Origin of the sequence: Salmonella sp. SSDFZ54, assembly GCF_004010735.1 — a bacterium.
Lineage (GTDB): Bacteria > Pseudomonadota > Gammaproteobacteria > Enterobacterales > Enterobacteriaceae > Salmonella > Salmonella enterica.
Genome location: NZ_CP034819.1, coordinates 4,068,279 through 4,090,873, shown reverse-complemented (window position 1 = coordinate 4,090,873; position 22,595 = coordinate 4,068,279). Strand labels below are relative to the sequence as shown.

General features: G+C 51.5%; 21 protein-coding genes. 18 read left to right on the top strand and 3 right to left on the bottom strand.

What is annotated here, in order from left to right:
• Positions 1-154: 154 nt before the first annotated feature.
• Both prs and dauA read left to right on the top strand, forming a co-directional pair.
• A complete protein-coding gene (prs, locus tag EOS97_RS20285) occupies positions 155-1,102 on the top strand; it encodes a ribose-phosphate diphosphokinase (protein ID WP_001518537.1) in 948 nt (315 codons plus the stop codon).
• A 124-nt stretch (positions 1,103-1,226) separates the two neighbouring features.
• Positions 1,227-2,912 carry a C4-dicarboxylic acid transporter DauA gene (dauA, locus tag EOS97_RS20280; protein WP_001037187.1) on the top strand — a complete coding sequence of 562 codons (1,686 nt, stop codon included), beginning with the start codon at positions 1,227-1,229 and terminating at the stop codon, positions 2,910-2,912.
• 44 nt (positions 2,913-2,956) lie between these two features.
• Here the strand turns inward: dauA and ychH are convergent, their stop codons facing one another.
• A complete protein-coding gene (ychH, locus tag EOS97_RS20275; RefSeq protein ID WP_000823878.1) occupies positions 2,957-3,235 on the bottom strand; it encodes a stress-induced protein YchH in 279 nt (92 codons plus the stop codon).
• Positions 3,236-3,510: 275 nt separating this feature from the next.
• Between ychH and pth the strand changes: the two genes are divergently transcribed.
• The 4 genes from pth (at position 3,511) to EOS97_RS20255 (ending at position 7,175) form a co-directional block, all read left to right on the top strand.
• Positions 3,511-4,095 carry an aminoacyl-tRNA hydrolase gene (pth, locus tag EOS97_RS20270; protein ID WP_000985595.1) on the top strand — a complete coding sequence of 195 codons (585 nt, stop codon included), beginning with the start codon at positions 3,511-3,513 and terminating at the stop codon, positions 4,093-4,095.
• 116 nt (positions 4,096-4,211) lie between these two features.
• On the top strand, positions 4,212-5,303 hold the full coding sequence (ychF, locus tag EOS97_RS20265) for a redox-regulated ATPase YchF (protein WP_000505850.1): 1,092 nt from the start codon (positions 4,212-4,214) through the stop codon (positions 5,301-5,303).
• Between the two features lie 724 nt (positions 5,304-6,027).
• Positions 6,028-6,681: a hypothetical protein gene (locus tag EOS97_RS20260; protein ID WP_001805267.1), complete on the top strand. Its 654-nt coding sequence runs from the start codon at positions 6,028-6,030 to the stop codon at positions 6,679-6,681.
• A gap of 38 nt (positions 6,682-6,719) precedes the next feature.
• A complete protein-coding gene (locus EOS97_RS20255; RefSeq protein ID WP_023138857.1) occupies positions 6,720-7,175 on the top strand; it encodes a hypothetical protein in 456 nt (151 codons plus the stop codon).
• Between the two features lie 482 nt (positions 7,176-7,657).
• Here EOS97_RS20255 and EOS97_RS20245 read toward each other — a convergent pair whose 3' ends face one another.
• Positions 7,658-8,923, bottom strand: a complete 1,266-nt coding sequence (locus EOS97_RS20245; protein WP_127836188.1) for a DUF4427 domain-containing protein — start codon at positions 8,921-8,923, stop codon at positions 7,658-7,660.
• A 494-nt stretch (positions 8,924-9,417) separates the two neighbouring features.
• Between EOS97_RS20245 and hyaA the strand changes: the two genes are divergently transcribed.
• The 11 genes from hyaA to EOS97_RS20190 all read left to right on the top strand — a co-directional run bounded on the left by hyaA (position 9,418) and on the right by EOS97_RS20190 (position 21,373).
• The gene (gene hyaA / locus EOS97_RS20240; protein ID WP_001058312.1) at positions 9,418-10,536 is read left to right on the top strand and encodes a hydrogenase 1 small subunit; all 1,119 of its coding nucleotides are present in this window, start codon (positions 9,418-9,420) and stop codon (positions 10,534-10,536) included.
• Positions 10,533-12,326, top strand: a complete 1,794-nt coding sequence (hyaB, locus tag EOS97_RS20235) for a Ni/Fe-hydrogenase large subunit (RefSeq protein ID WP_000070982.1) — start codon at positions 10,533-10,535, stop codon at positions 12,324-12,326. Before hyaA ends, hyaB begins: the two co-directional genes overlap by 4 nt.
• A gap of 18 nt (positions 12,327-12,344) precedes the next feature.
• Positions 12,345-13,076 (top strand): Ni/Fe-hydrogenase b-type cytochrome subunit, encoded by a 732-nt coding sequence (gene hyaC, locus EOS97_RS20230; RefSeq protein WP_000147036.1) that lies wholly within the window; start codon positions 12,345-12,347, stop codon positions 13,074-13,076.
• Positions 13,073-13,669, top strand: a complete 597-nt coding sequence (hyaD, locus tag EOS97_RS20225) for a hydrogenase 1 maturation protease (protein WP_000993805.1) — start codon at positions 13,073-13,075, stop codon at positions 13,667-13,669. Before hyaC ends, hyaD begins: the two co-directional genes overlap by 4 nt.
• Positions 13,659-14,063: a hydrogenase-1 operon protein HyaE gene (gene hyaE / locus EOS97_RS20220; protein WP_001262580.1), complete on the top strand. Its 405-nt coding sequence runs from the start codon at positions 13,659-13,661 to the stop codon at positions 14,061-14,063. Before hyaD ends, hyaE begins: the two co-directional genes overlap by 11 nt.
• Entirely contained in the window at positions 14,060-14,908 is an 849-nt protein-coding gene (locus EOS97_RS20215) for a hydrogenase expression/formation protein (RefSeq protein ID WP_000063363.1), read from the top strand. Before hyaE ends, EOS97_RS20215 begins: the two co-directional genes overlap by 4 nt.
• 75 nt (positions 14,909-14,983) lie before the next feature.
• Positions 14,984-16,528: a cytochrome bd-II oxidase subunit 1 gene (gene appC / locus EOS97_RS20210; protein WP_127836187.1), complete on the top strand. Its 1,545-nt coding sequence runs from the start codon at positions 14,984-14,986 to the stop codon at positions 16,526-16,528.
• Between the two features lie 11 nt (positions 16,529-16,539).
• Positions 16,540-17,676, top strand: a complete 1,137-nt coding sequence (gene appB / locus EOS97_RS20205) for a cytochrome d ubiquinol oxidase subunit II (RefSeq protein WP_000888120.1) — start codon at positions 16,540-16,542, stop codon at positions 17,674-17,676.
• A gap of 12 nt (positions 17,677-17,688) precedes the next feature.
• On the top strand, positions 17,689-17,778 hold the full coding sequence (gene cbdX, locus EOS97_RS20200) for a cytochrome bd-II oxidase subunit CbdX (protein ID WP_000270301.1): 90 nt from the start codon (positions 17,689-17,691) through the stop codon (positions 17,776-17,778).
• Positions 17,779-18,172: 394 nt separating this feature from the next.
• Positions 18,173-19,447 (top strand): Glu/Leu/Phe/Val dehydrogenase, encoded by a 1,275-nt coding sequence (locus tag EOS97_RS20195; protein WP_001519734.1) that lies wholly within the window; start codon positions 18,173-18,175, stop codon positions 19,445-19,447.
• A gap of 213 nt (positions 19,448-19,660) precedes the next feature.
• Complete coding sequence (locus EOS97_RS20190) at positions 19,661-21,373, top strand: alpha,alpha-trehalase (RefSeq protein WP_000612835.1); 1,713 nt, start codon at positions 19,661-19,663, stop codon at positions 21,371-21,373.
• Positions 21,374-21,435: 62 nt separating this feature from the next.
• Here the strand turns inward: EOS97_RS20190 and EOS97_RS20185 are convergent, their stop codons facing one another.
• Complete coding sequence (locus EOS97_RS20185; RefSeq protein ID WP_000511323.1) at positions 21,436-21,690, bottom strand: GlsB/YeaQ/YmgE family stress response membrane protein; 255 nt, start codon at positions 21,688-21,690, stop codon at positions 21,436-21,438.
• Positions 21,691-21,858: 168 nt separating this feature from the next.
• On the opposite strand from EOS97_RS20185, the gene ycgR reads away from it, so the two are divergent.
• Positions 21,859-22,593: a flagellar brake protein YcgR gene (gene ycgR / locus EOS97_RS20180; protein ID WP_000017419.1), complete on the top strand. Its 735-nt coding sequence runs from the start codon at positions 21,859-21,861 to the stop codon at positions 22,591-22,593.
• The last annotated feature ends 2 nt before the right edge of the window (positions 22,594-22,595 follow it).

Sequence of the window (22,595 nt, the reverse complement as noted above, 5' to 3'; positions counted from 1 at the left end):
GTAAGCCGGGCAAGCTGAGCTTCGGTGACAACGTCACCTTGTTCCAGACGTTGCATCGCGCTCTTTAATACACCGCCTGGATAGGATTTTGCCTGGCCCGCACAGTTTTCGGCAGATTCTTTCCACCAATGGACGCATGCCTGAGGTTCTTCTCGTGCCTGATATGAAGCTTTTTGCTGGTAACGCCACCCCGGAACTAGCACAACGTATTGCCAACCGCCTGTACACTTCTCTCGGCGACGCCGCCGTAGGTCGCTTTAGCGACGGCGAAGTCAGCGTACAAATCAACGAAAATGTACGCGGTGGTGATATTTTCATCATCCAGTCCACTTGTGCCCCAACCAACGACAACCTGATGGAATTGGTCGTTATGGTTGATGCCCTGCGTCGTGCTTCCGCAGGTCGTATCACCGCCGTTATCCCCTACTTTGGCTATGCACGTCAGGACCGTCGCGTACGTTCCGCCCGTGTGCCGATTACCGCAAAAGTTGTCGCTGACTTCCTGTCCAGCGTCGGCGTTGACCGCGTTCTCACCGTAGATCTGCATGCTGAACAGATCCAGGGCTTCTTTGACGTTCCGGTTGATAACGTGTTCGGTAGCCCAATCCTGCTCGAAGATATGCTGCAACTGAATCTGGATAACCCGATCGTGGTTTCCCCGGATATTGGCGGCGTGGTTCGTGCCCGCGCTATCGCTAAGCTGCTGAACGATACCGATATGGCTATCATTGATAAACGTCGTCCGCGCGCGAACGTTTCTCAGGTGATGCACATCATCGGCGACGTCGCTGGCCGTGACTGCGTGCTGGTTGATGATATGATCGATACCGGCGGTACTCTGTGCAAAGCAGCAGAAGCATTGAAAGAACGTGGCGCTAAACGCGTGTTTGCCTACGCGACGCACCCGATCTTCTCAGGCAATGCGGCAAACAACCTGCGCAACTCCGTCATTGATGAAGTCGTTGTCTGCGACACCATTCCGCTGACCGACGAAATCAAAGCGCTGCCGAACGTGCGTACTTTGACCCTGTCAGGTATGCTGGCCGAAGCGATTCGCCGTATCAGCAACGAAGAATCGATTTCCGCCATGTTCGAGCATTGATCGAACCCGGATCTGAAACCCGCTGCGGCGGGTTTTTTTGTCTGTAACACCCTTTTGTATGACTTATGCCTCCTTCACCTGCCATTTAGTTGACAGATGATGCGCTCATGGATGAAACATTATTGTGAACAAATTATTTTCCTCACATGTGATGCCTTTCCGCGCTCTCATCGATGCTTGCTGGAAAGAAAAATATACCGCCTCCCGGTTCACCCGTGATGTGATAGCCGGGATCACCGTCGGGATTATTGCTATCCCGCTGGCGATGGCGCTGGCAATTGGCAGTGGCGTTGCGCCGCAGTATGGCCTCTATACCTCCGCTGTCGCCGGGATCGTGATCGCGCTAACCGGCGGCTCGCGCTTTAGCGTTTCCGGCCCTACCGCCGCGTTTGTGGTGATTTTGTATCCGGTATCGCAACAGTTTGGTCTGGCGGGCCTACTGGTCGCCACGCTGATGTCGGGCTTCTTCCTGATCCTTTTCGGCCTGGCGAGACTGGGGCGATTGATTGAATATATCCCGGTGTCGGTCACGTTGGGTTTTACCTCAGGGATTGGTATTACCATCGGTACCATGCAGATTAAAGATTTTCTTGGTCTGCAGATGGCCCATGTGCCAGAGCACTATTTGCAGAAAGTCGGCGCGCTGTTTATGGCGTTGCCCACCGTCAATATTGGCGATGCCGCCATTGGCGTGGTAACGCTGGGAACGTTGATTTTCTGGCCGCGTCTCGGTATTCGTCTGCCAGGACATCTTCCCGCGCTGCTGGCTGGTTGCGCCGTGATGGGGATCGTTAATCTGCTGGGCGGCAATGTGGCGACTATCGGCTCACAGTTCCATTATGTTCTGGCTGACGGCACTCAGGGCAACGGCATCCCGCAGCTCCTGCCGCAACTGATGCTGCCGTGGAGTCTTCCTGGCTCCGATTTCACGCTAAGCTGGGATTCACTGCGCGCGCTGCTGCCAGCGGCCTTCTCGATGGCAATGCTGGGGGCAATCGAATCATTGCTCTGCGCCGTCGTGCTGGACGGCATGACCGGCACCAAACATAAAGCTAACAGCGAACTTATCGGCCAGGGGCTGGGGAATATGGTCGCGCCGTTCTTTGGCGGCATCACCGCCACCGCCGCGATTGCCCGCTCTGCCGCCAACGTCCGCGCTGGCGCGACCTCTCCCGTCTCAGCGGTAATTCACGCTATCCTGGTTATTCTGGCGCTACTGGTCTTAGCCCCGCTACTCTCCTGGCTGCCGCTTTCCGCAATGGCGGCGCTACTGCTGATGGTGGCATGGAATATGAGTGAAGCCCATAAAGTGGTGGATCTGTTACGCCATGCGCCGAAAGACGACATCATCGTTATGCTGCTGTGCATGTCATTAACGGTTCTGTTTGATATGGTCATCGCCATCAGCGTGGGGATTGTCCTTGCTTCCCTGCTGTTTATGCGCCGTATTGCGCGAATGACTCGACTTGCGCCGGTCAATGTCGATGTGCCTGATGATGTGCTGGTGCTGCGTGTTATCGGTCCACTCTTTTTCGCCGCGGCGGAAGGGCTGTTTACTGACCTTGAGTCACGTATTAAGAGCAAACGTATCGTCGTTCTGAAATGGGACGCAGTACCAGTGCTGGATGCAGGCGGGCTTGATGCTTTTCAGCGTTTTGTGAAGCGTCTGCCGGAGGGTTGCGAATTGCGTATCAGTAATCTGGAGTTCCAACCGCTGCGCACAATGGCGCGTGCCGGTATCAAACCTATTCCTGGGCGTCTGACCTTCTTCCCGAACAGGACGGAGGCGTTAGCGGATTTACTCAGTTAATGGACAATGCCCGGTGGCGATAACGCTTACCGGGCCTGAACCGGTTAGCTATGACGACGATTGTCGTTACGGCGGCAACGTTTGTCATAGTGACGTACCCACCAATATTTGTCGCTCACCTGCTCATGTCCCCCTACACGAGCCCCTGCCAGCCAAAGAACTGCCCCGACAAAAATACTCAGTATTGCGCCATGCGCAAAAAATTGCGGCAAATTAAACTGCGGCAGTTGGTTTAAAATAGAGTAACCCACGCCGACAACCATCACGACCAGCCCCAACCCCATCAGCACGTTACCGAATAACGAAGCGTTTTTGCGTTTCATATGTCACCTCCGGAACTTTTGGGTTGTTTTTAGGAAATCCCCCTAAACTTTATGTGTAAAGTATAGACAACACTTCCGTTTGTAAGTGCGGCTGTGATCACAAATGTAAAGTTTCATTTAACAAAACTTTACAAATAACACACTGAACAGTTTACATTTTTAATAATCAATGCTGGCAATTATTTAATTTACTCCAGAGTGTCGCTGTGTTTTGTCAAGCGGGCAGACAGACAGTAAACTACGCGCCAGTTATGGATCTACTCAGGACAAAAAACGTGGCAATTAAATTGATTGTTGGTCTGGCGAATCCCGGTGCGGAATATGCCGCGACGCGACACAATGCAGGCGCATGGTACGTCGATTTACTGGCGGAGCGCCTGCGCGCGCCGTTGCGTGAAGAGCCTAAATTCTTTGGCTATACCTCACGCATCACGCTGGAAGGGGAAGATGTTCGCCTGCTGGTCCCCACCACGTTCATGAACCTCAGTGGTAAAGCAGTTGGCGCAATGGCCAGTTTTTACCGTATTCAGCCGGACGAAATTCTGGTCGCTCACGACGAGCTGGATCTCCCTCCGGGCGTGGCGAAATTTAAACTTGGCGGCGGCCACGGCGGCCACAATGGTCTGAAAGACATCATCAGCAAGCTGGGTAATAATCCCAACTTTCACCGCTTACGCGTTGGAATTGGTCATCCAGGCGATAAAAATAAAGTTGTTGGTTTCGTGCTGGGTAAACCCCCTGTTTCTGAACAAAAATTAATTGATGAGGCCATTGACGAAGCGGCACGCTGTACGGAATTGTGGTTCAAAGAGGGTCTGGCCAAAGCAACAAGCCGTTTGCATACCTTTAAGGCGCAATAACCAGTGATGTGCGGCATTTTTGCCGCACGCCGTGTATAATAGGCGAAGTTATTTCCATTTCTGCAATCTGTTTTCTATAACAGGTTGATTATTAAGATATTAAGGTGAGTTAAATCATGGGATTCAAATGCGGTATCGTCGGTCTGCCCAACGTCGGGAAATCCACCCTGTTCAACGCGCTGACAAAAGCCGGTATTGAAGCGGCAAACTTTCCGTTCTGCACTATCGAACCGAATACCGGTGTCGTGCCGATGCCCGATCCGCGTCTGGACCAGTTGGCTGAGATTGTTAAACCGCAACGCATTCTACCAACCACGATGGAGTTCGTGGATATCGCCGGTCTGGTAAAAGGCGCATCCAAAGGCGAAGGGTTGGGTAACCAGTTCCTGACCAATATCCGTGAAACCGAAGCTATCGGTCACGTGGTTCGCTGCTTTGAGAACGACAATATCATCCACGTGGCGGGTAAAGTAAATCCGGCAGAAGATATTGATGTTATCAATACCGAACTGGCGCTGGCTGACCTCGATACCTGCGAGCGCGCTATCCATCGCGTACAGAAGAAAGCCAAAGGCGGCGATAAAGACGCCAAAGCGGAACTGGCCGCGCTGGAAAAATGCCTGCCGCACCTGGCCGAAGCGGGGATGCTGCGTTCGCTGGACCTGACGGACGAAGATAAAGCGGCTATCCGTTATTTAAGCTTCCTGACGCTGAAGCCGACAATGTATATCGCTAACGTCAATGAAGACGGTTTTGAAAATAACCCGTATCTGGACCAGGTTCGCGAAATCGCCGCGAAAGAAGGTTCGGTCGTGGTTCCGGTGTGTGCCGCCGTCGAAGCTGATATTGCTGAGCTGGATGATGACGAGCGCGACGAATTTATGGCTGAACTGGGTCTGGAAGAGCCGGGGCTGAACCGCGTTATTCGCGCGGGTTATCGCCTGCTGAACCTCCAGACCTACTTTACCGCCGGGGTGAAAGAAGTTCGCGCATGGACCATTCCGGTTGGCGCAACCGCGCCGCAGGCAGCAGGTAAAATCCATACCGACTTCGAAAAAGGCTTTATCCGCGCCCAAACTATCGCCTTTGACGACTTTATTACCTATAAAGGTGAACAAGGCGCGAAAGAAGCCGGTAAGATGCGAGCGGAAGGCAAAGATTACATCGTTAAAGATGGCGATATAATGAACTTCCTGTTCAACGTCTAATTAGTTTCTGTTGTCTCATGCGATCTCAGCGAATCGCATGAAGACTGGAAAACCCCATAAAATCCACGCACTTGCGTGGATTTTTCATTTCATAATGCCTCAACTCATCTCGTAACAATGCTGTCAAAAATGAGTACAACATTTTTCCATCTTCATTTTAAGTAAGTACAAGAACGGTATAATAAATAAACAAGGCCCCGTTATGCTCACTGATACGCAATGCCGCACTGCCAGGGCCATAGTGTGAATGTTGTTTCGTCTAAGGTTTTGACTCTATACCAACTAAAAGCTTTTTAGAAAGGTATAGATACCGTATGGCCTGTTTGGGTTAACTCATATCACAGTATCGTACATAGCCTCAGATCTTGTTCAGGCGTTCCCCCTACACTCACCACCGAGGATCTTAGGCCAACTGCATGAACTACAAAATTATAATCATTTTGCAATTCTGAAACTAAATATAATTTGCGATTGCTCTGCCATTAATTTAATACGCATAATGAATGAATAAAAAATCATTAAAATCGTAGACTGTAATACTCCAGAATCGCGTGAAGGAATTCATATTAAAATATTGAGATGATTTTTTAACAAAGAATCAACTCTGTTTGCTCTGTGACTATAGAGAAATACCGAAAGTTTTATTTTAGATCAAATCCAACCGGTTGGACGCACTATCATCAAATTTATATTGACATTCATTAATAATAGTAGAATAGTGACCATGGAAATTTCGGTAGATATACAGGATGATGCCGTGGATAGTTTTATTTCTAATTTAATCATTTTCTTATTTATTGCCTTTTTGATAGCATTTTTTATATTCACACAAAGAATAAAAGCTAAAGCAATAAATAAAATTGACAATAGTTTGACGCTTTACAGCATTATCTTTAACAAGGGCGTTCAGGACCATGTCACATCTCCTCAGAATATCATATCACATTTAAAAATCGATCGTTTTTACCCGTTGGTCACTTACCTCCCTGCAATCCCACTCTTTTGTCTTGTTTTATATTGCCTGGAAGGCTTGTCATTAGCAATATTAACAATTTCCATCATTGCATTACTTTCATTTGCTGCATTGAGTCTTACAATCTCACTTGATATATATGAAAATGCTATTGTTCATAATACTTTGCTAAGGAAAAGAGTCTTTTTATTTAGCCAACTTGACTCTATTGATGAAAAAATAGACTATGACGGTGTTCCAAACACAAAAGAAGAAGCGCTAATGTATCCAAGATATTATGCCATAGTAAAAAATGGGCGAGTCATCTTTTGCATACCGAAAACACTTAGCAATTACTCCAGTTTCAAAAAAAATTTCAAAGAATCGTCTATGTTTATAAAAGAAATAATAGGCAACGAATATTAACCAGATAATTAACCCATTATTTATCAGGAAGGTATAAAATGTTTCAGAATTCAGGCGAAGTGATTATGTACTTCGGTTGTTTTTTATTTTCCTTACCATTTATTCTTGTTTTAATCAGAAAAGTGCTTTTTTTTGTTGGGCTACCATATAATTTTCTTCATAGCCACAAAGCAGGTGTCGCTTTTGGATTGCTACTTATATATGGACTTATCATCGCATACATAGGGCAGTCGTATAAAGACAGGATCTGCAATGATGTGATGCTTTCTTATTATGAACAAGGTATAAATTATTCTGAGCTAACGCCATCGCAGAGAATAAATATATTATATGCGAGTATTCATATGCCTATAGATTTCAAAAAAGGTAACGACGTCTCTAAGTACTTACCTGCGTTAGAAAAATACACATACCAATCAAAAATATATAAACATAAATCAATAGAAGAGGCCAAAGAAGAGACAAATCAATTTATGAAAACATTCACACAATAATTATACACACTGCATACCAAGCCACAAGTGCGGTAAACACATCGACCTTTGGTGTATTGGTGTACATTAACACTAAGAGCCGATCCCACCAGGCGTTATTGGCGCAGCCAGTTTGGACACGGACAGCGCGCAAAAACCGGAGCGTACACGTAGTACGTGAGGTTTGACTCGCTACGCTCGCCCTTCGGGCCGCCGCTAGCGGCGTTCAAAACGCTAACGCGTTTTGGCGAGCACTGCCAGGTTCAAAATGGCAAGTAAAATAGCCCTAATGGGATAGGCTCTAAGCGTCAATCCCTCTTACATAGTTATAGCAGCGCACCAGGTACAATGCATTGATACTTAAAGACTGGTGTAGAAATTCATAATTGGAAACATCGAAGATTCAGGGTTTTCGTCAGAGATCGGGCCAGGATCAATCTGGCCGGGATCTCAAAAATGCATGGAACTAAAACGAGTCTATTTACAGTAAGTTCTTTTCTTAATTACCAGTCGACATTCACTGTATGATTATAAAAAGGATGCTGGTCCTTTAGCGGCGTCTCATAACTTGGGATCGCATCATAATCATCTTTTCCCCAAACGGAATACCTTCCCGCTTCGATATCAAAACGATGTTTTAGCCATCCCGCAACATGACTTGCGAAAGCTTCTTTTCTTCTTAATGGCCAATCAACAGAAGCCAAATTAACATCTAATAAGTACCGCCCTTCTTTATTAACGTTGATCATTCCAGCCTGCAGTAACGCCCGTACCACCTGGGATTGGTTATCATGAATCCAGACCCAAGCATTTCCAAATTCCATTGCATAACTATCATTTAGAAAATCTTTTTTTGAGTATAATTCATTTACATAATCATTGATAGAATCAGCATAATTTTTTACTTTAGATGCAGATAAATCAAAAAAAGATTCAAATCCGAAAGTATTATCATTAATACAAGACAGTAACGCGCCCGGTTCCGAGAGCTGGGTCCATGATTGTAAACTCTCTACAGCTATAATGAATTTGAAAGTATTTCTTCCAATGACACCCCGGTCAATTAAAGTTAAAATATCGTGAGCTACGGTAGAGATATCTTCTGCAAATGGGACTATTATTCCCGCACCACTTATTTCGCTTGATCTAAAATCAAACCCTGGGGTACTTTCAATGTTTTCCGGAATACCATACTCTTTAATATGATTAAGGAAATTTTTAATATCGCCACGATATGGCCATCGCCATTCGCGTTCATGTGTCCAGTCAATCTTACCTGGAACATAAGTAACATATCTATATTGTTCAATCAAAGGAAGAGCAGTTTCATCAAGAATACGTTCCCCTTTTCTGCCTTGCGAGCATCGAGCATTGTTATGCTCATCCAACCCATATATGACTGGCCTTGCCCCATAATTAAACATTTGCTCTTTAGGTAAAACGATTGCATATAAACCGATTTTTTCATTTCGTTCTAATCGGCGAACACCAGTTTCTAAATAAGCTGCAATCGGCATATCTGTAAAGCATACCACCGGGGAGTCACCATATACGGTTCGTTGCCCATTTCGGTATGACCAGGACGAGAAAATTTTATGACTGCGTAAAGATAATCGAAGTAAATATTTAGCATCAATGAAACAGGCGTGGTGCTGATTATTAAAACCACAGTGTTCAGGCAAATAAATATGGCTACCGGTCTCTAAATTAACGTCCCGAAAAAAATGAATCAAATAATCGGATAAGTCAAATCTGATGTTATTTTTCATGGGGCGCCCTCTTTCAAATGGTCTCTTTTTTGCATTCCTTTAAAACCAGCACCATCATTTTATATAAAAATCATCACGAAGTATGCTTCTTTTAACGATGACATCAAACCCTCCCTCCTTTTGCGTCAACTTACGTATCCCTGAAATGGCGAGACCAGGCTAAATCTACCCGAGGTTGCTCACTGAAAACCTCATCCTGGAACAAGCTCAACCGTCCTTCCCCGCCACGGCCCTTTCGCCGAAAAACCGATAATGGGTATAAATATACCGCTATAAGCTATACCCACACACTTCACATTGTTTCTTATCGTTAATCCGATACGCTTTTTTTACATTATTTCTGGCGATATACGCCGGTGCAAAGTGAATCGGGCTCGTTTCCGCGCTCGCGCGTAACCCAATGATTTGCCTTGCTGGCGGAACGTCAACGGACCCGCAAAAGCGCCTTATGCCCCTGGCGGAGCGTGGTGCAAAAAGGAGAAAAAATACGCGTTATGAATAACGAGGAGACCTTTTATCAAGCCATGCGTCGTAAGGGAGTGACCCGACGCAGCTTTCTCAAATTCTGTAGCCTTGCCGCCACATCGCTGGGACTGGGCGCCGGAATGACGCCAAAGATCGCCTGGGCGCTGGAAAATAAACCGCGGATTCCGGTGGTCTGGATTCATGGACTGGAATGCACCTGCTGTACCGAATCCTTTATCCGTTCCTCGCACCCGCTAGCCAAAGATGTGATCCTCTCGCTGATTTCCCTCGATTATGACGACACCCTGATGGCCGCCGCCGGCGCACAGGCCGAAGAAGTCTTTGACGATATTACCACTCGCTACGCCGGGAAATACATTCTGGCGGTGGAAGGCAATCCACCGTTAGGAGAACAAGGGATGTTCTGTATCAGCGGCGGTCGCCCGTTTATTGAAAAACTGAAGAAAGCCGCCGCGGGCGCCAGCGCTATTATCGCCTGGGGAAACTGCGCTTCCTGGGGTTGCGTCCAGGCCGCCCGCCCCAATCCAACCCAGGCAACGCCTATCGATAAAGTGATCACCGACAAGCCGATCGTGAAAGTCCCCGGATGTCCGCCAATCCCGGATGTCATGAGCGCCATTATCACCTATATGGTGACGTTTGATCGTCTGCCGGAACTCGATCGCATGGGCCGTCCACTGATGTTCTACGGTCAGCGTATCCACGATAAATGCTACCGCCGCGCCCATTTTGACGCCGGTGAATTTGTCGAGAGCTGGGATGATGACGCCGCCCGCAAGGGATACTGCCTGTACAAGATGGGCTGTAAAGGGCCAACCACCTATAACGCCTGCTCCTCCACACGCTGGAATGACGGCGTATCCTTTCCTATCCAGTCCGGTCACGGATGTCTGGGATGTTCAGAAAATGGTTTCTGGGATCGCGGCTCGTTTTATAGCCGCGTGGTGGATATTCCCCAGATGGGTACCCATTCAACCGCCGATACGGTGGGGCTGACCGCGCTGGGCGTGGTCGCGGCGGGCGTTGGCGGTCACGCTGTCGCCAGCGCGCTCAACCAACGTAAACGCCACAAACAACAGTTAGCGCAAGCCGAACAACAGCCGGACAATGAGGATAAACAGGCATGAGTAACCAGTATCAAACCCAGGGTTATACCGTTAACGACGCCGGCCGTCGTCTGATCGTGGACCCGATTACCCGCATCGAAGGGCATATGCGCTGCGAAGTGAACATTGATGAGCAAAACGTCATTACCAATGCCGTTTCCTGCGGCACGATGTTCCGCGGGCTGGAGATCATTCTGCAAGGCCGTGACCCGCGTGACGCCTGGGCGTTTGTTGAACGTATTTGTGGTGTATGTACCGGGGTACATGCTCTGGCATCGGTGTACGCTATCGAAGATGCGATTGGTATCCAGGTGCCGGATAACGCCAATATTATACGTAACATCATGCTGGCTACGTTGTGGTGTCACGATCATCTGGTCCATTTTTATCAGTTAGCCGGTATGGACTGGATTGATGTTCTGAATGCGCTGAAAGCCGATCCGCGCGCCACCTCGCAGTTGGCGCAAAGCCTTTCCGCCTGGCCGATGTCATCGCCGGGCTACTTCTTTGACGTACAAAATCGATTAAAGAAATTTGTCGATGGTGGCCAGCTTGGGATATTCCGTAACGGCTATTGGGGACATCCACAGTACAAACTGTCGCCAGAGGCTAATCTGATGGGGTTTGCCCACTATCTTGAAGCCCTCGACTTCCAGCGCGAGATCGTCAAAATCCATACCATATTTGGCGGTAAGAACCCCCATCCTAACTGGATCGTCGGCGGAATGCCGTGCGCGATCAATCTCGATCAAAGCGGCGCGGTCGGGGCTATCAATATGGAGCGCCTCAACCTGGTGCAGTCGATCATCACCCGCACCGCCGACTTCATTAACAACGTGATGGTTCCGGACGCGCTGGCTATCGGCCAGTTCAATAAAGCATGGAGTCAAATTGGCACCGGTCTGTCGGATAAATGCGTGCTGAGCTACGGCGCATTTCCGGACATTGCCAACGACTTCAGCCAGCAAAGCCTGTTAATGCCGGGCGGCGCGGTGGTCAATGGCGATTTTAAAAATGTCATGCCGGTAGATTTGGCCGATCCGCAGCAGATACAGGAGTTTGTGGATCACGCCTGGTACCGCTATCCGGACGATCGGCTGGGGCGTCATCCTTTTGACGGCATTACCGATCCCTGGTACAACCCGGGTGATGTCAAAGGCAGCGATACGCATATCCAGCAGCTCAACGAGCAGGAACGTTACTCCTGGATTAAAGCGCCGCGCTGGCGGGGTCATGCCATGGAAGTCGGCCCGCTTGCCCGAACGCTTATCGCGTACCACAAAGGGGACGCCGCCACCATAGAGTCGGTAGATCGCATGATGTCCGCCCTTAAACTGCCGCTCTCCGGTATCCAGTCTACGCTTGGCCGTATTTTATGCCGCGCGCACGAAGCGCAATGGGCCGTCGGTAAGCTGCAGTATTTTTTCGACAGGCTTATGACCAACCTGAAAAACGGCGACCTGGCCACCGCCAATACCGAGAAATGGGAACCGGCCAGTTGGCCGCAGCACTGCCGCGGCATCGGTTTTACCGAAGCGCCTCGCGGAGCGTTGGGGCACTGGGCGTCAATACGCGATCAGAAGATTGAACTCTATCAGTGCGTGGTCCCCACCACCTGGAACGCCAGCCCGCGCGATCCTAAAAAACAGATCGGCGCCTATGAAGCGGCATTGATGGGAACGCAAATGGCGATTCCCGACCAACCGTTAGAAATCCTGAGGACGCTGCACAGCTTCGACCCCTGCCTCGCCTGTTCAACCCACGTGCTCGGCGACGACGGCAGCGAACTGATTGCCGTCCAGGTACGCTAAGCGTTAAGGAAAAGAACGATGACTGGAAAGCTATCTCCACGCGTCGGGGAGGCGCGTGATACTGCCGTCAGCCACTATGTGTTTGAAGCGCCGGTACGCCTGTGGCACTGGCTAACGGTGGCCTGCATGTTGGTACTGATGGTAACAGGCTACTTCATTGGCCGACCGCTGCCGTCGGTGAGTGGCGAGGCGACCTATCTGTTTTATATGGGCTATATCCGGCTGATCCACTTTGCCGCCGCGATGATCTTTACCGTGTTACTGTTGGGGCGAATTTATTGGGCCTGTGTCGGCAACCGCTATTCACGAGAGCTGTTTATCGTCCCGGTCTGGCGTCGTAGTTGGTGGCAAGGCGCTTTCACCGTGGTCCGCTGGTATCTGTTTCTGGAGAAAAAACCGGGGAGCGACATCGGACATAACCCTGTCGCGCAGGCCGCGATGTTCGGCTATTTCCTGTTGTCGGTATTTATGATCCTCACCGGTTTCGCTCTGTTTGGCGAGCATAGCCAGTACGCCATCTTTGCGCCGTTCCGCTATGTGGTTGAATTTTTCTACTGGACCGGCGGCAACTCCATCGATATTCACAGCTGGCACCGACTGGGCATGTGGCTGATCGCCGCCTTCATCGTCGGGCACGTTTACCTCGCTATCCGGGAAGACATTATGTCCGACGATACGGTGATCTCCACCATGATCAATGGCTATCGCAGCCATAAATTCCCCAAACCGCACGACAAGGAGCCCTCATGAATGCGCAACGCGTAGTGGTGATGGGGTTAGGAAACCTGCTGTGGGCCGATGAAGGATTCGGTATCCGGGTCGCGGAGCGTTTGTATGCCCGATATCACTGGCCTGAAGAGGTGGAAATTGTGGACGGCGGTACGCAAGGGCTAAACCTGTTAGGTTATGTAGAGCAAGCCAGCCATCTCCTGCTCCTTGACGCGATCGATTACGGCCTGGCGCCGGGCAGCCTGCGAACCTATGCCGGCGAGAAAATCCCCGCGTATCTCAGCGCCAAAAAAATGAGCCTGCATCAAAACAGTTTTTCCGAAGTTCTGGCGCTGGCCGACATCCGCGGGCATCTGCCCTGTCACATAGCGCTGGTCGGTCTGCAACCGGCGCAACTGGACGACTATGGCGGTAGCCTGAGCGAAATAGCTTGCGGCCAGCTACCGGCGGCGGAACAGGCCGCCCTGGCGCAACTGGCCGCCTGGGGGATCGTGCCGCAGGCAAATGAGGTCGCTCGCTGCCTGAACTATAAATGCCTGTCGATGGAAAATTATGAGGGAGTGCGCATACGTCAGTATCAGACACGTCTGGAGGGCAAAAGAAGTGGCGAATGACACCCCGTTCTCTGCGCTATGGCAACGCCTGTTAACCCGTGGATGGCAACCGGTAGAGGCTTCCACGGTAGACGACTGGATCAAACGGGTTGGAGATGGCGTCATCCTGTTAAGTAGCGATCCGCGGCGTACGCCGGAAGTCAGCGATAACCCGGTGATGATTGCCGAACTCCTGCGTGAGTTCCCGCAGTTTGACTGGCAGGTGGCGGTGGCCGACCTTGAACAAAGCGAAGCTATCGGCGATCGCTTTAATGTTCGTCGATTTCCGGCGACGTTGGTTTTTACAGACGGCGAGCTACGCGGCGCGCTCAGCGGCATTCATCCCTGGGCTGAACTGCTCACGCTGATGCGTTCGATGGTTGATACTCCCGCAGCGCAGGAGACAGTACAATGAGCAACGCCTTTTTTCATCTGCTGGGGCCAGGTACGCAGCCTGATGACGCCAGTTTCTCGATGAATCCCTTACCGCTCGCCTGTCAGGTCAATGGCGACCCAAGTATGGCGGCGCTGGAGCGCTGCGCTCACAGCCCGGCGGTGATGGCATTGTTGACCGATCTGCGAGGTCAGCTTGCCCGGCGCATCCCGGAAGTCGGCGACGTGCTGGGATGGGAGTTATCTCCCCTGAATGCCGATGATCTCTCATTCCTCAATACGCTATTGGGCGAAGGCGAAGTCTCGGTACGCATTCAGCATCCGGACGGGAGTGAAAGCGAGATCCAGGAGACCATCTTCTGCGGCCTGTGGCGGGTACGCCATCTGCATAACCGACGTCTGCTGACGGATCGTCTGGAAGCAGGTAGCGCGCCCCTGACATTGTGGCAAGCGGCTACCGCCGATACGCTGCCTGACGACTCTCTACTGCCTCCGCCTGTCGCTGGTCTGATGAATGGACTGCCGCTGGCCCATGAATTATTGGCGCACGTACGCGATCCGGCGTTGCAACCTCACAGCATCAATTTGACCCAACTGCCGCTCAGCGAAGCCGATCGTCTTTTTCTGGCGCGTTTATGCGGACACGGGAACATCCAGATTCGCATCTCCGGGTATGGCGAAAGCCAAATCAACGCCACAGCATTGCGCCATCTCTGGCATGTGCGCTGTCTGGACGCCCTTAAAGGGCCGTTGCTCGATAGCTATGAGATTTGTCCTTTGCCGGAGCTGGTACTGGCGGCCCCGGAAGATCTGGCCGATTCGCGCCAGCGCCTGGATGAAGTCTGCCGATGGCTGGAGACGCGCTAACGCTCTCAACAGGAACGTCACCGGTGTCCGGTACTGATTAAGCTTTTTACTCTCTTTCTGCCTACAGGAGTTAGCATGTGGGATGTCATTGACTTATCGCGCTGGCAGTTTGCGCTGACCGCGCTGTATCACTTTTTATTTGTTCCTCTTACGCTTGGGCTGATTTTTTTGCTGGCCGTCATGGAGACGATCTATGTGGTGACGGGGAAAACCGTCTACCGCGATATGACGCGTTTCTGGGGCAAGCTCTTCGGGATCAATTTTGCTCTCGGTGTGGCTACCGGCCTGACCATGGAGTTTCAGTTCGGGACTAACTGGTCGCTCTATTCCAACTATGTGGGCGATATTTTCGGCGCGCCGCTGGCGATGGAAGCGTTACTGGCCTTCTTTCTCGAATCCACTTTTGTCGGTCTGTTCTTTTTCGGCTGGCAGCGGCTGAATAAATACCAACACCTGCTGGTCACCTGGCTGGTGGCCTTCGGCTCCAATATTTCAGCATTATGGATTCTGAATGCCAATGGCTGGATGCAGTATCCTACCGGCGCTCATTTCAACATCGATACGTTACGGATGGAAATGAGCAGCTTCAGCGATCTGGTCTTTAACCCGGTGAGCCAGGTGAAATTCGTCCATACCGTCATGTCCGGTTATGTCACCGGCGCCATGTTTATTATGTCCATCAGCGCCTGGTATCTGCTACGTGGCCGCGAGCGTGAGGTGGCCTTGCGCTCGTTTGCTATCGGCTCAGTATTCGGCACCCTGGCCATTCTGGGAACCCTGCAACTGGGCGACAGTTCGGCCTTCGAGGTCGCCCAAATTCAGCCGGTGAAGCTGGCGGCGATGGAAGGCGAATGGCAAACCGAACCCGCGCCCGCGCCGTTTCATCTGATTGCCTGGCCGCAGCAGGAACAGGAGCGTAATGCGTTTGCCGTGAAGATCCCTGCTCTGCTGGGTATTCTGGCCACCCATTCGCTGGATACGCCAGTTCCGGGGTTAAAAAACCTGATGGACGACGCTCTGCCGCGCCTGAAGCGTGGCCGGGAGGCCTGGCTACTCATGCAGGAGATAGCGCAAGGCAATCGCTCGCCGCAGGTACTGAATGCGTTTCACGCCGTTGAGGGCGATCTGGGGTACGGCATTCTGCTGGCGAAATATGCCCCGGATATGAACCATGTGACGCCGGAGCAGTATCGTGCGGCCCAGCGTGGCGCTATTCCTCAGGTGGCGCCGGTGTTCTGGAGTTTCCGTATTATGGTCGGCTGCGGTTCGCTGCTGTTAGTGGTGATGTTGATTGCGTTGATACAGACGCTGCGAATGCGTATCGACCAGCATCGCTGGGTATTGCGTATGACGCTCTGGAGCCTGCCGTTACCGTGGATTGCCATTGAAGCCGGTTGGTTTATGACGGAGTTTGGCCGTCAGCCCTGGGCGATTCAGGACATTCTGCCGACCTGGTACGCTCACTCCGCGCTGACGCCGGGCCAGTTGGCCTTCTCAATGGGGCTTATCCTCGGACTTTACACCCTGTTTTTAATCGCGGAAGTCTATCTGATGCAGAAGTACGCGCGTCTTGGGCCGAGCGCCATGCAACATCAACAACAAGCGCAACAACAGGGATAAAGGAGACAATCATGTTGGATTATGAAACGTTGCGGTTCATTTGGTGGCTGCTGATCGGCGTCATCCTGGTGGCATTTATGGTAACTGACGGGTTTGATATGGGTGTCGGTTGCCTGCTCCCGCTGATAGCGCGCAACGATGACGAACGCCGGGTATTGATCAATAGCGTCGGCGCCCACTGGGAAGGAAACCAGGTATGGTTGATTCTCGCGGGCGGGGCATTATTCGCCGCCTGGCCACGGGTCTATGCCGCCGCGTTTTCCGGTTTTTATGTGGCGATGATCCTGGTGCTGTGTGCCCTCTTCTTTCGCCCGCTGGCCTTTGATTATCGGGGTAAAATCACCAATGCCCGCTGGCGCGCGCTGTGGGATACCGGTCTGGTTATCGGCAGCCTGGTGCCCCCCGTCGTATTCGGTATCGCGTTCGGCAACCTGTTTTTAGGCGTGCCGTTTGCCTTCACGCCGCAGCTTCATGTTGACTATTTTGGTACCTTCTGGCAGTTACTCTCGCCCTTTGCCCTACTGTGTGGATTATTGAGCCTGTCGTTGGTGATTATGCAAGGAGGCGTCTGGTTACAGTTGAAAACGGAGGGCGTTATTCGTCAACGGGCTCTGTCGGCCACCCGCCACAGCGCGCTGCTGATCGTGATCTGCTTCCTGCTGGCCGGTTACTGGCTGTGGGCTGGCGTTGATGGCTTTGTCTTGCTCACGCAGGATGCCAACGGCCCTTCCAATCCGCTCTTAAAAGGCGTGGCGATACTCCCTGGCGCATGGATGAACCACTTTATACGCTCGCCGCTACTGCTCATCATCCCGTTGCTCGGTATGATCCTGCCGATTCTGGCTTTCTATGCCTGCCTTCGCGGTCAGACTATTCGTGGATTTCTGTTCGCTTCCCTGACCCAGGCCTGCGTCATCTTTACCGCCGGAATAACGCTATTTCCTTTTGTGATGCCGTCGAGTGTTAGCCCTCTCTCCAGCCTGACGGTGTGGGACAGCACCTCCAGCCAGATGACGCTCGAAATCATGCTGGTGATTGTGCTGATTTTTCTGCCGATCGTACTGCTCTATACGCTATGGAGCTATTACAAAATGTTGGGGCGTATCAACCTGGAGACCCTCCGCCGCAACGATCATGAACTTTATTAGGGAGCGGGAGCGATGTGGTATTTACTGTGGTTTGTCGGCATTCTGCTGATGTGCTCACTGTCGACGCTGGCGCTGGTATGGCTTGAGTCGCGTCAACAATAAAGAGGTAAACCGGGGTCAGCGCCGTCTGACTCCGGTTATTTTTATCTTTTTACGCGCCTGGTGAAGACGTTTCCCCGCCGACAGGACGACATAACATTGATACATGTCGTTATCATAATGTTTACTTTTAGAGGTGCGTCATAATTATGACAAATAGCCGCCTTGCACATATCACGCATATTTAAGCAATTAATTGCATAATTAGCGATATTTCACCTCTTATATCGGATAGTTAACCACTTCTCATCCAAAATCATAACAAAAATCTAACTGCCTGCCATTTTTGATCTGAGTTAATTGTTTAAAAAAGTGTTAAATTTATCGCTACATGGTGTGATCTACTATGTACCACGGTCAATTAAAGAACATATTACTTTTATCACTAAGGTTTATCATGGATAAGTTATCTTACGCTTCAGATAGCAGCACATCTGCCTGGAATACCTACCTGCAACAAATCGAGCGTGTGGCCCCTTATCTGGGCGAGTTATCTCCCTGGGTGGATACTCTGCGCCACCCAAAACGCGCTCTGATCGTCGATATTCCGGTACAAATGGATGATGGCACTATTCGTCATTTCGAAGGATATCGCGTGCAGCACAACCTCTCCCGAGGTCCGGGTAAAGGCGGTGTTCGCTACCATCCTGACGTTGATCTCAATGAAGTGATGGCCCTGTCAGCATGGATGACCATCAAATGTGCCGCGCTGAATCTGCCGTACGGCGGCGCCAAAGGCGGCATCCGCGTCGATCCGTTCTCGCTGTCGGAAGGTGAACTGGAGCGTTTGACCCGCCGCTATACCAGCGAGATCGGCATTATCATCGGGCCGCAGAAAGATATTCCTGCGCCGGATGTCGGCACCAACGGTAAAGTGATGGCCTGGATGATGGATACGTATTCCATGAATCATGGCACGACGGTCACTGGCGTCGTCACCGGTAAGCCAATCCATCTTGGCGGTTCGCTGGGTCGTGAAAAGGCGACGGGGCGCGGCGTTTTCGTCAGCGGGCTGGAGGCCGCGCGTCGGGCGAATATCGCCGTTGAAGGCGCTCGCGTTGCGGTTCAGGGTTTTGGTAACGTCGGCAGCGAAGCCGCGCGTCTGTTTGCAGGCGCTGGCGCCCGTGTCGTGGCGATTCAGGATCATACCGCAACGCTGTTTAACGCCACCGGTATTGACATGAAGGCGCTCACGGCATGGCAGACAGAACACAAACAGATAGCCGGTTTCCCGGGCGCGGAAACTATCGCCAGCGATGCGTTCTGGCGTCTGGAGATGGATATTCTGATCCCGGCGGCGCTTGAAGGCCAGATAACTCGTCAGCGCGCGGAAGCCCTGACGTGTAAGCTGGTGCTGGAAGGGGCTAACGGCCCGACCTATCCGGATGCTGATGATGTTCTGGCCAGCCGTGGTATCCTTGTGGTGCCTGACGTGGTCTGTAACGCAGGCGGCGTAACCGTCAGCTACTTCGAATGGGTACAAGATATGGCCAGCTTCTTCTGGAGCGAAGAAGAGATCAACGCGCGCATGGACAAAATCATGACCGACGCGATCGTCCATGTCTGGGAGAAAGCGACTGAGAAATCCTGTTCTCTGCGCACCGCAGCCTATATTGTCGCCTGTGAGCGCATTCTGTTGGCCCGTAAAGATCGCGGTATCTATCCGGGTTAAGGCTACAAGTTATTGCGCTAAAATCCACGTCCCGGCGTGGATTTTTTATCTGTATACCCCGTTTTCCACGCGCGCGCCGATAAATTCTGTCTCAATAAAATGTCTGTTTGTTCGCAAAATAGCGGTTCAATCACGCGTATCTGGTCATCGTAGACTAAGGTTTTGTCATGGTAAATGCCGTTGGCTTTGGCTCACCGCTAAGGAGATAACTTGATGATACCCCCAGAGATTCGCCGTTCTGTTCTACTGCAGAAAGCCATAAAACTGGCGCTGGCAGGAACGCTGCTGACGTTTGCATCGTTTTCGGCGACTGCCGCAGACCCGTCTTCCGACACTGAAACTCCGCAGCCGCCGGATATTTTGCTTGGCCCGCTCTTTAATGATGTCCAGAATGCAAAACTCTTCCCCGATCAGAAAACCTTTGCTGACGCCATACCTAATAGCGATCCGCTCATGATTCTTGCGGATTATCGTATGCAGCGGAACCAGTCCGGCTTCGATTTGCGTCATTTTGTTGATGTTAACTTCACCCTGCCGAAAGCGGGTGAAAAATATGTCCCGCCTGCCGGGCAGTCATTGCGTGAACATATTGATGGCCTGTGGCCGGTGCTGACCCGTTCAACTAAAAACGTCGAAAAGTGGGACTCGCTCTTGCCGTTGCCTGAATCCTATGTCGTACCGGGTGGGCGATTCAGAGAGATTTACTACTGGGACAGCTACTTTACGATGCTGGGGCTGGCGGAAAGCGGGCACTGGGATAAGGTGGCGGATATGGTGGCGAACTTTGGTTACGAAATTGACGCCTGGGGGCATATTCCTAACGGCAACCGTACCTACTACCTGAGTCGTTCGCAGCCGCCTTTCTTTGCGTTTATGGTTGAGTTACTGGCGCAACATGAAGGTGACGATGCGCTGAAAGAATACCTGCCGCAACTGCAAAAAGAGTACGCCTACTGGATGGAGGGCGTTGAGACATTGCAGCCAGGGCAACAAAACCAACGCGTCGTCAAACTGGAAGACGGTAGCGTTCTCAACCGCTACTGGGACGATCGGGATACGCCCCGCCCTGAATCCTGGGTTGAAGATATCGCTACCGCCAAAAGCAACCCCAACCGCCCGGCAACGGAGATCTATCGAGACCTCCGATCTGCCGCCGCCTCCGGCTGGGATTTCAGCTCCCGCTGGATGGATAATCCGCAGCAGCTCAGTACCATTCGTACCACCACGATTGTCCCTGTCGATCTTAACGCTCTGCTGTATCAGCTGGAGAAAACCCTCGCCCGCGCCAGCGCTGCGGCGGGCGATCGGGCCAAAGCCTCGCAATATGACGCGCTGGCCAACGCGCGGCAAAAAGCCATTGAAATGCATCTGTGGAATAACAAAGAGGGTTGGTATGCCGACTACGATCTGCAGAACAATAAAATCCGCAACCAACTCACCGCTGCCGCGCTGTTCCCGCTCTATGTAAACGCCGCCGCGAAAGATCGCGCCGCGAAAGTGGCGGCGGCGGCCCAGGCGCATCTGCTACAGCCTGGCGGGCTGGCTACCACCTCGGTTAAAAGCGGACAGCAGTGGGATGCGCCAAACGGCTGGGCGCCGTTACAATGGGTCGCTGCCGAAGGATTGCAAAATTATGGGCAGGATGACGTGGCAATGGAAGTCACCTGGCGCTTTTTAACCAATGTGCAGCACACCTACGATCGCGAGAAAAAACTGGTCGAAAAATATGATGTCAGCAGTACCGGAACCGGCGGTGGCGGCGGCGAATATCCCCTTCAGGACGGCTTTGGCTGGACCAACGGCGTGACGCTGAAAATGCTCGATCTGATTTGTCCGCAGGAAAAACCGTGCGATAGCGTACCGTCTACTCGTCCGGCATCGTTAAGCGCAACGCCGACAAAAACGCCGTCTGCAGCGACGCAGTAACGCGTGTTTATAGTAGGTTGACCCGGCGCTGACCGGGTCAACGCTTACACGTTTTGCAGCGGTTAGCCGCGTCGCAGAAGGCGGAAAATCACCAGCACCACGATCGCGCCCACCACGGCGACCAGGAAACTGTGCAGATTAAAGCCGCTGATACTGCCGCCAATACCAAACATCGTCGCCAGCCATCCGCCAACGACCGCCCCGACGATACCGAGAATACAGGTCAGGATAAATCCCCCGCCATCGCGCCCCGGCATAAGCAATTTGGCGATAACGCCGGCAATCAAACCAAAAACAATCCAGGCGATAATTCCCATTTGCAAACCCTCTTTCCAGTAAAAACGTTTTAAGTATAGGCAAAGTCGAGCGTCGCATTTCTGAACACTGATTTATCTCGCGGACATAAAAATTTATTTATCGCTATTAAGTTCTTTCTACCAATGCCGATAACCCAACGATAGTCTGCGTATCAGGGGTTATTTCGTGTGAGTGGTTACAATGAGCAGTTCCTGAAAAAAAATCCATTAGCGATATTAGGCGTGCTACGGGATTTAAATAAAAATCAGGTTCCACTGCGTATTTCATGGGCGCATGGTCAATTCATCAGTAAAATTTTGGCGGTAGACCCGGAAAAACTCATCGTGGATTACGGCAGCCAGGAATATGAAAATAGCGCCGTATTACGTGCCGGGCAGGTAGCCATTATCGCAGAAACGCAGGGCGCAAAAGTCGAGTTCACGTTGCCGCAACTCGTTACAGGTGAATATCAGCGGCTGCCGGCCTTTATCACGCCCCTGCCGTCATCACTGTGGTTTGTCCAGCGCCGGGAGTATTTTCGCATTGGCGCGCCGCTGTATCCGCCTTATTACGGCGTCACCACGCTACCGGACACCCGTACGTTACGTTTTCGCCTGTTTGATCTTTCCCTGGGCGGCATGGGCGCGCTACTGGAATCCGCCATCCCCGACGGACTAATCGAAGGCGCACGCTTTTCGCAGGTTGAACTGAACATGGGGCCATGGGGGATTCTTCACGTTGACGCCCAGCTTCTCGCCATCAGCGAGCGTAAGGTGATTGATGGGAAAAATGAAACGATCACCACTCCCCGCCTGAGCTTTCGTTTCCTTAACGTTAGCCCGGCGGTGGAGCGGGAGTTGCAGCGGATTATTTTTTCGCTTGAGCGCGAGGCCCGAGAAAGAGCGAATAAAGTGCGAGAATAATC